Here is an 8,112-nt window from a genome sequence, read left to right as displayed (position 1 = left end):
TGTCACAATACTTATCTCAAGTATTGCCATTTTGGAGGTGTTTTATATTGTCTCACTATTTTAGGTTAGTCCATATCTTGTGTGTTCAATCATATAGTACGAATCAAAGTATTTAAAAGGAGACAGATACCGTTTAAATTCAGCACCACTTGAACTAAGCATTCCAATAATAAAAAAAGCAAAAACAGTTCCTAAAGAAACGGAGAGTACCGATTTGATTTTTGGTAAGTAAACGGAAAGGAAAATCCCTATCGCAAGAAAAATGACTTGCAATAAAAACAACGAAATCGAAATAAGTAAAAAGGCTTTTGTACTGTATTCATCCGTTGCAACTGCAGCTACCATAAGCCACGAGGCAACTAAATATACAATGCTTGTGAACAGAATGGAAGTAAATGCAGCCAAAACTTTTGCCGTTAAAATCGTATTTCTTGTGATTGGTTTTGTTAGTAAGAAGTCAGCTGTCTTCTCTCTTACTTCCTTTGACACAATGGCTGTGCCAAAATTCATTGCCTGGATCGCCCCACAAAGGCTAATATACACAAACACGTAGGAGTAAAATCCGAGAACGGAACCAAAGGTATCAACCTGTAGTCCTAATGCTTGTTTCATTGCATCTGGAAAACCATCCAACACCTTTTTATAATCTTCAATATCCTTTGCAATCGTTGGAAACATCGACATAAACAAGACCATGATTCCAACGAGCGACAATGTCCAAATGAGCGTGGTTTTTCGATAGGCCCTACATTCATGAAAAAAGACGTTCATATCATTTTAGGCCTCCTTCTCGTAATAATGCATGAAAATCTCCTCAAGGTCTGGCTCTGTTACGGACAGATTGGTAATCTCTATACCGGCGACTTTTTCCATTACTGTATTGATATTACCTTTAAACAGAAAGCTAATTTTCTTATCAGTAACTTCTAAATCACTTACACCTGGAATTGAAAAATAGCTTTTTTCAATCGGAGCTAATGGTTCAACCACAAATCTTTTAAAATTGTTATCTTTTAAAGTACTAATCTTTTCAACGGTTACGATTTTACCTTCTTTGATAATAGCAACCCTGTCACACAGTCTTTGAACCTCGCTTAAAATGTGGGAAGAGAAAAGAATCGTCACACCTTTTTTATTTTCTTCCTCTAGCAAATCAAAAAAGCGCTGTTGCATTAATGGATCAAGCCCACTCGTTGGCTCATCAAGAATCACAAGCTTTGGTTCATGGAGAAGACCTTGGACAATCCCTACCTTTTTCTTGTTTCCAAGAGATAGATCATCAATTTTACGATTAAGGTCGAGTTCCATAATCTCAGCCAGTTCTTTGATTCTCTTGGAACAATCCTTTTTATAAAAGCTTGCCGAATACTTAAGCAGGTCCTTCACTTTCATATTGTCATAGTAAAAGACTTCTGATGGAAGATAACCAATTTCCTTTTTAATTTCAGACGAGAATTGAACTGTGTCTTTCCCAAAGATTTTTGCACTTCCACTTGTCGGGTAGATGAGTGACAACATGGTTCGAATAGTTGTGGACTTTCCGGCACCATTCGGCCCAATAAATCCGAAAATCTCTCCTTCCTCCACATGGAAGCTAATATCTTCAATTCCCCGCGACTTTCCATACATCTTTGTTAAGTTTTGAATTTCAATGACATTCATTTATCTAGACCTCCCTACATTATTTGTAAAATGCTAATTTTAGCATTTCGATATATTCGTCCATTTCTTCAAGCAGGTCTTCAATATTTAACTGGTCTAACGGGATCTCTTTTGTTTGTTCTTGCTTTTGGTAACCGAAGGCCTCAAGTGACCAAAAAATAATATTCATTGCTTTTGGAATATCGATTCCTTCCTTGAATTTTGATACATCAATCGAACTAGCCAACTTCGAATAACTACTTTTAAGGATATCCTTGTTTCTTTTTTCAAGTTCAATCTTAATCTCGGGGGAATCTTCCTCAAAGGCAAGTCTTACAAAGGTAAACATCTCGGGGTGTTTTTTCATTAGTTCAAATTTAATCAATGTTATACTGCGGTATTTATTAAAAATATCAGGCTCATCAAGGTCAATATTGGCAAATAAGTCATTAACCAGTAACTCTAAATAATAGTCATATAAGAAGAGATATAGTTCTTTTTTATTTTTAAAATAATGAAACAACAGCCCCTTTGAAATACCCGCTTGCTTAACAATTTCATTTGTTGATGCATTCGCATAGTTTTTTTCAGCAAACTCTTTGGTGGCTGCATTCAAGATTCGTTCTTGTTTTTCTTGCTCTAAGTTGAAAAATTTTGAAAGCATGGTAAAACCTCCAATTAACATTGACCAGTTCGGTCAATTCCATTATATCCCTTATTGACCACTCTGGTCAATAATAAAAAAGGCCTCAAAGATTATCTTTGAGACGCTGTTATTCCTAACCAAACAATATATCGATTTCCTTTTTAAGTTCTTCTAATAATGGAAAAGTCGAGGCATGACCTAGGCTTTCGGCTACATTTCGGTAATACCACTCTTGTTTATCCTTGCCTCGGCTAAATCTGCGCCAAACTTGATCACCCTGCTCCTCATAATCGCGGATGATCGACCGGATATTATGCAGCTTATCCGCACATACGACTGTTCGGTTATCTTCTGACGCCGCCCTTAGAAATGAAATGGTATGTTCTTTCCTTGCTTCCCACGGCAGAGATTTATCTGGCTCTGAACAACCGTCCACAAGTTCTGCTACCTCATCACCAAAGCCATCTCTAATATCAGAAAGTGTTAACTCAGTATCCTCAACTGTATCGTGTAGTATTCCGGCAGCTACTAGTTCAGTCCGCGCATTTATCTTCATTAAAATTAGGCCAACCCCAAGCGGATGGGTAATATATGGTATATTCGTTAGTTTGCGATACTGCCCGTCATGTGCTTTACTCGCAACAATTATTGCTTTTTCAATCATGTCCATGTTGTTGATCTCCTCCTATCAAATGCGCCTTGGCGTATTCGCGCCCGATTTTTTTTCGAGCTAGCCCGAATATTCTCCTTTTAAAAATCGAGGCATCCGCCGGAGGCTTAACTTTATTCAATGGAATAAAGTAAAAATAACCTGACACAAAATGATGCCAGGTATCCCCATTTACAGTACTTTACTTAAGAATGCTTTTGTCCGGTCATGTTGTGGATTTTCAAATAACTCCTTTGGTCGATTCTCCTCAACAATATATCCACCATCCATGAAAAGAACACGGTCACCTACTTCACGAGCGAAGCCCATTTCATGGGTCACGACCACCATTGTCATTCCTTCTCGTGCCAGTTGCTTCATAACCTCTAAAACTTCTCCAACCATTTCAGGGTCAAGAGCAGAGGTTGGTTCATCAAAAAGCATGATTCTAGGTTCCATGGCAAGTGCTCGTGCAATCGCAACACGCTGTTTTTGACCACCAGACAATGAATCCGGATAAGCGTCCGCTTTCTCTGCAAGACCAACTTTTTTCAGTAGCTCCATCCCTTTATTATACGCCTTTTCATTCGAAACCTTCTTTACTATCAATGGCGAAAGCATAATATTCTCCATAACGGTTTTGTGAGGAAATAAATTAAACTGCTGGAACACCATACCGACATCTGTTCTGATTGAATTGATATTTGTTTTCTTATCAGTAATGTCGACACCCTCTATAAAAACATGCCCTTCGTCTATGGTCTCCAATAAATTTATGCAACGTAAAAAGGTAGACTTCCCGGATCCCGACGGACCAATGACAACCACAACCTCTTTAGGCTGAATATCAACTGAAATCCCTTTTAACACTTCATTCTTTCCAAAAGATTTTTTTATATTGTCCACTTTGATCATTCTGTTTTCAACCTCTTTTCAAGATAGTTTAATAGGATTGTCAATGTAAGAGTTAATATCAAATAAATGAAGGCTGCAGTTAAATATGGTTCCCACACACGCGCATATTGGCCAGTCATCATGCGGCCCCAGTGCATTAATTCCGGAGTCGCTACTACCGAAAGAAGGGACGAATCTTTAATCAGAATAACAAATTCGTTTCCTAATGGAGGGATCATTCGTTTAAATGCTTGAGGGATAATGACATATCTCATCGCTTGAGGATGTGTCATTCCCAATGAGCGAGCGGCTTCCATTTGCCCACGGTCAAGGGATTGGATACCTGCTCTAAAAATCTCCGCTATGTAGGCTGAAGCGTTTAATGTAAGTGCAATAACACCTGCGACAATTCCGTTTGTTCCACCTAAAAATAATGGAACAACCCCAAAGTGAACTAAAAAGATTTGGACGAGTAGTGGTGTCCCGCGGAAGAAAGTTACGTAAAACATAAATGGAAGAGCAATCCATTTATTACGAATCATTTTTCCAATGCCAATAAATAGCCCTAGGATTGTCCCAAGTAAAATTCCGGCAATTGATAAGCCGATGGTTAATAATGCTCCTTTCCCAAAATAGGGAAGGTAATCTATGATTATATCCAACCTAAAATCCATGGTGTGTCCCCCTCTTAATAAGCCAAAAATTGCGTAACACAATGAAGTCGTTACGCAATTTTTCACTCGTTTATTTCGAAGCTTCTTGTTCTGCCTTCAATGCTTCTAAGTCTGGCTCTGCCCCAAACCATTCTTTATAAATTTCTGTGTACTTTCCGCTTTCAATAATTGCTTCAATTGCTTTATCGAGATCAGCTTTTAAGTTGTCACTGCCCTTAGGGAACATCATGCCGTAGAATTCAGCATCAAATGTGTCTTTGTCTCCAACTACCTTTAGCTTTTTGTCTGGATTTTGCGCAGCGTAGTATTCAATAACACCGTTATCGGCTACGACTGCATCCGCTCCACCGCTTTCAAGCTCAAGAATGGCTAAGTTATTATTTTCAAATGCTTTAATATCAGGATGTTTTTCACCAAGTACCTTTTCAACCGCAAAATGTCCAGTGGTCGATGCTTGAACCGCTACCTTTTTCCCTTTCAAATCATCAGCTGTCTGAATATTACTATCTTCAGGGATCATAATTTTATTAGTTGATAGGAAAAACGGAATCGTAAATAGATACTCCTTCTTACGGTCTTCGGTGATTGAAATTGACGATATCGCCATATCATAAGAACCTTTATTTAATTCAACAAAAATTGGATCCCAACCTGTATGTTTAATATCAAGTTCGTAGCCTGCCTCCTCAGCTACAGCATTAAGAACATCGATTTCGAAACCAACGATTTTGTCACCTTCCATAAACTCGAATGGTGCGTATGCCGCATCTGTCATAACCTTAAGTGTCTTTTTGCCAGTATCTTCTCCTTCTTTTTCTCCGCCGGTCTCACTTGTATCACTAGTTCCACAAGCTGCCAAGAAGAGAAATACAAGCATGATTAAAAAAACTGTAATTTTCTTCACATATGTAACCCCTTTCATTTTTTATAAAATTTTTAATAGTTAACTTTTTTACTATATTATCACAATGATAGTCTAAAAGAAATATAGAATTGATTTTCCCCCTTTGATGAATGTGTATCGTTACATTTTATGAACCTTATATAGAACTATAGAACTAACTAAACGACAAATCGGTGATGACACGGACTGGAATTTCGAATATATTTAGAATAGTAGCCATTTTCGAAAAGGAGGACATTTTTGTGGGGGTTGTGAAAGAGTTCGGAAAGATTTTAGCGATTTATTTATGTGTATTTCTATGTGTGATATTATTTGTACTTTTCCCTCGCGAACCTAGTATTGATTTTTCCGGAAAGGCAATGACTGTTGAGTATTCCTATCATTTTAATTTAAAAGAATATGCAACGAATGTAGGTGTATTTTTAAAAGATGTTTATGAGAATAAAAGTCTTGGAGGAACGAAATTTGCCTCCCTCTCAGCAGAAGATGAAATTGCGAAGTTTTTTCCGAGAAGTCTTAAAATCATTTTGATTGGGTTTATTCTTAGTGTCGTGTTCGGAATTATAAAAGGGATTCTTGACTATCGATGGACGAATACAAAAAAGAGCTTTTTAGGAAGTGGTGCGACCTGGTTCTTCTCAGGAGTTCCTGACTTTTTTATTATCATTTGTTTAAGCTATTTTCTACTATTATATGTACCGGACTTTAGCATCATGGGAACGGAAGCCTGGTGGAAGTTTATCGCACCTAGTATTCTCGTATCGATTGCGCCAATGCTTTATGTAGCTAGAATCACGTCGGTTTCACTTCTTACTCAGGACCGCGAACCGTACATTCAAGTGGCATTTGCTAAGGGATTCACAAAAAATAAAGTGTTGCTTAATCATATGATGAGATCCTGCTTAATCACGGTTTCCAGCCATTTGCAATCAATAATGGTATTTGTTCTATCAAACCTATTGGTTGTTGAATATTTACTAGGTTACCAAGGAGCTGCCTATCGATTGTTTTCGGCAATTGGATATACCAACTTTATCCCTCCAGGTGGCGGTGCCGATGAACGTGGTCTAATCATTGGGATTTGTATAAGCTTTCTGATACTTGTGATGGTGGCTCATATGATAAGCCAAGTACTCAAAATGAGATTAGATCCAAAATAGGGGTGTTTTATGTTAAATCGAAATTGGTTTTTAATCACAGGCATATTTATGTTAAGTATTCTTCTTCTCGTTACTTTTGTGGGGCCACATATACCGTATGTTAAAGAAGGTATTGAAGAAGGTAGAATTCGTTTTTTAGACGGTGGTAAAGGTTTACTTAAAGCACCTTTTTCCCCAGGGCAACAACCTCCTTTTGGCTCTGACCATGAAGGTAGAGATTTATTAAGTGTGATCATCGTCGGCGCGAAAGATACACTAAAAATCATCTTAGGTATTGTGATTATTCGCTATTGTTTAGCCATCCCTCTTGGGTTACTAGCAACACGTAAAAATAATCCTTTCTCTTGGATTGTTACGACGTGGAACAATGTCTTTTCTAGTATTCCGATTATTTTTTCGGCACTGCTCTTATTGGCTATTCCAGCCCTTGTAATGAATGAAAATCGCTTATGGTGGTCGGTTTTACTTTTAGCATTAATTGAGGTTGGAAAAGTAAGTCACATTATTCGTGAGGAAACTCAAAGAATTGTAAGAAAACCGTATATAGAGGCCGGAATTACAGTCGGCATTTCCCCACTTCGACTAGCATTAGGAAACATTCTACCCAATACATATCCTGCAATTATGGTCAATTTCTTTATTGATATCGGGAGAACCTGTCTATTAATAGCGCAATTAGGTATTTTTGGTGTGTTTCTTTCACAAGTGTTTGTTCAAACCAGTTATGGTGTTGGTGAGATGATAAACACTAGTCTTAACTGGCCAACGTTACTTGGACAAGCTAGAAAAGACATGATTAGCTCTATTTGGATTCCATTTTGGACTTGTGTTGCTATTTCCTTTACGATGTTTACTTTTACCATTCTAGGGGAAGGCTTGAGAAGGTATTTTGATCGAAAAACAAACTAATGCGTGCTCAAAACGGAGGGTGTAAAGGACCGCGTCGACTAAACGCCACGTCCTGTGCATTGTAATTTAAGGCTGTGCGAGCTCCCGAGTACAGGAGCGTGGCAACTGCTTGAGTTGACATCTTCGCAGCAAGGTACGCTGAAATTCGATGTGTCATTTCCGGCCGACTTTTTGAACTACCTCATAAGTTGTCAAGAATGGTATTCCTTGTTAAAGTGTATAGTAAATAATATTAAGATCTGTAAGTTGAAAGGAGCTTGTTAATGACTACACCAAATAATGAATTACCAGCTAAAACATGTACCATTGATCGTCTTGTGACAATGGAGTCAGACATAAAGAAAGTACTAGAAGGTAAAAAGACAGCTACACGCCGAAATGGTAGATATGCAGATGTTGGAGAAATCATGACTCTCGAAGGTCAGCAATTTAAAATTGACCGTGTATATGAACAATCCCTAGGTGAGTTGACAGACGCGGATGCGAAAAGAGAAGGCTTTGATACTGTTGACGAATACAAAGAATCAATTCTTTCCTATCATCCTGGCATGCCATGGCTCCCTCACATGAAAGTTTGGGTCCATGAGTTTAGTAAAGTGAACTAAATACATAAAAAACCCTTGTCATTATGAGGT

10 protein-coding genes are annotated in these 8,112 nt (G+C 38.0%); 3 read left to right on the top strand and 7 right to left on the bottom strand.

Annotated elements, in window-relative coordinates:
• Positions 1–60: 60 nt before the first annotated feature.
• From ACR65M_RS14470 to ACR65M_RS14440, 7 genes are all read right to left on the bottom strand, one after another.
• Positions 61–771 (bottom strand): ABC transporter permease subunit, encoded by a 711-nt coding sequence (locus ACR65M_RS14470; protein WP_440273654.1) that lies wholly within the window; start codon positions 769–771, stop codon positions 61–63.
• Positions 772–777: 6 nt separating this feature from the next.
• Positions 778–1,662, bottom strand: coding sequence for an ABC transporter ATP-binding protein (locus ACR65M_RS14465; RefSeq protein ID WP_341329875.1), 885 nt, complete (start codon positions 1,660–1,662; stop codon positions 778–780).
• Between the two features lie 19 nt (positions 1,663–1,681).
• Positions 1,682–2,305 (bottom strand): TetR/AcrR family transcriptional regulator, encoded by a 624-nt coding sequence (locus ACR65M_RS14460; RefSeq protein WP_341329874.1) that lies wholly within the window; start codon positions 2,303–2,305, stop codon positions 1,682–1,684.
• Between the two features lie 115 nt (positions 2,306–2,420).
• Positions 2,421–2,957, bottom strand: a complete 537-nt coding sequence (locus ACR65M_RS14455; protein WP_341329873.1) for an HD domain-containing protein — start codon at positions 2,955–2,957, stop codon at positions 2,421–2,423.
• A 171-nt stretch (positions 2,958–3,128) separates the two neighbouring features.
• On the bottom strand, positions 3,129–3,851 hold the full coding sequence (locus tag ACR65M_RS14450; protein WP_341329872.1) for an amino acid ABC transporter ATP-binding protein: 723 nt from the start codon (positions 3,849–3,851) through the stop codon (positions 3,129–3,131).
• Positions 3,848–4,504: an amino acid ABC transporter permease gene (locus ACR65M_RS14445; RefSeq protein ID WP_440273653.1), complete on the bottom strand. Its 657-nt coding sequence runs from the start codon at positions 4,502–4,504 to the stop codon at positions 3,848–3,850. The genes ACR65M_RS14450 and ACR65M_RS14445 overlap by 4 nt, the downstream gene beginning before the upstream one ends.
• A gap of 70 nt (positions 4,505–4,574) precedes the next feature.
• The gene (locus ACR65M_RS14440) at positions 4,575–5,408 is read right to left on the bottom strand and encodes a basic amino acid ABC transporter substrate-binding protein (RefSeq protein WP_341329870.1); all 834 of its coding nucleotides are present in this window, start codon (positions 5,406–5,408) and stop codon (positions 4,575–4,577) included.
• A gap of 242 nt (positions 5,409–5,650) precedes the next feature.
• Here ACR65M_RS14440 and ACR65M_RS14435 point away from each other — a divergent pair, with 242 nt between their 5' ends.
• The 3 genes from ACR65M_RS14435 (at position 5,651) to ACR65M_RS14425 (ending at position 8,082) form a co-directional block, all read left to right on the top strand.
• Positions 5,651–6,568: an ABC transporter permease subunit gene (locus ACR65M_RS14435; protein WP_341329869.1), complete on the top strand. Its 918-nt coding sequence runs from the start codon at positions 5,651–5,653 to the stop codon at positions 6,566–6,568.
• A gap of 9 nt (positions 6,569–6,577) precedes the next feature.
• Entirely contained in the window at positions 6,578–7,477 is a 900-nt protein-coding gene (locus tag ACR65M_RS14430) for an ABC transporter permease (protein ID WP_341329868.1), read from the top strand.
• Positions 7,478–7,740: 263 nt separating this feature from the next.
• The gene (locus ACR65M_RS14425) at positions 7,741–8,082 is read left to right on the top strand and encodes an ASCH domain-containing protein (protein WP_121446816.1); all 342 of its coding nucleotides are present in this window, start codon (positions 7,741–7,743) and stop codon (positions 8,080–8,082) included.
• The last annotated feature ends 30 nt before the right edge of the window (positions 8,083–8,112 follow it).

It is taken from the genome of Ferdinandcohnia sp. SAFN-114, from assembly GCF_059415045.1.
Note: the sequence above shows the minus strand (reverse complement) of the source record. Positions and strands in the feature narration are given on the sequence as shown.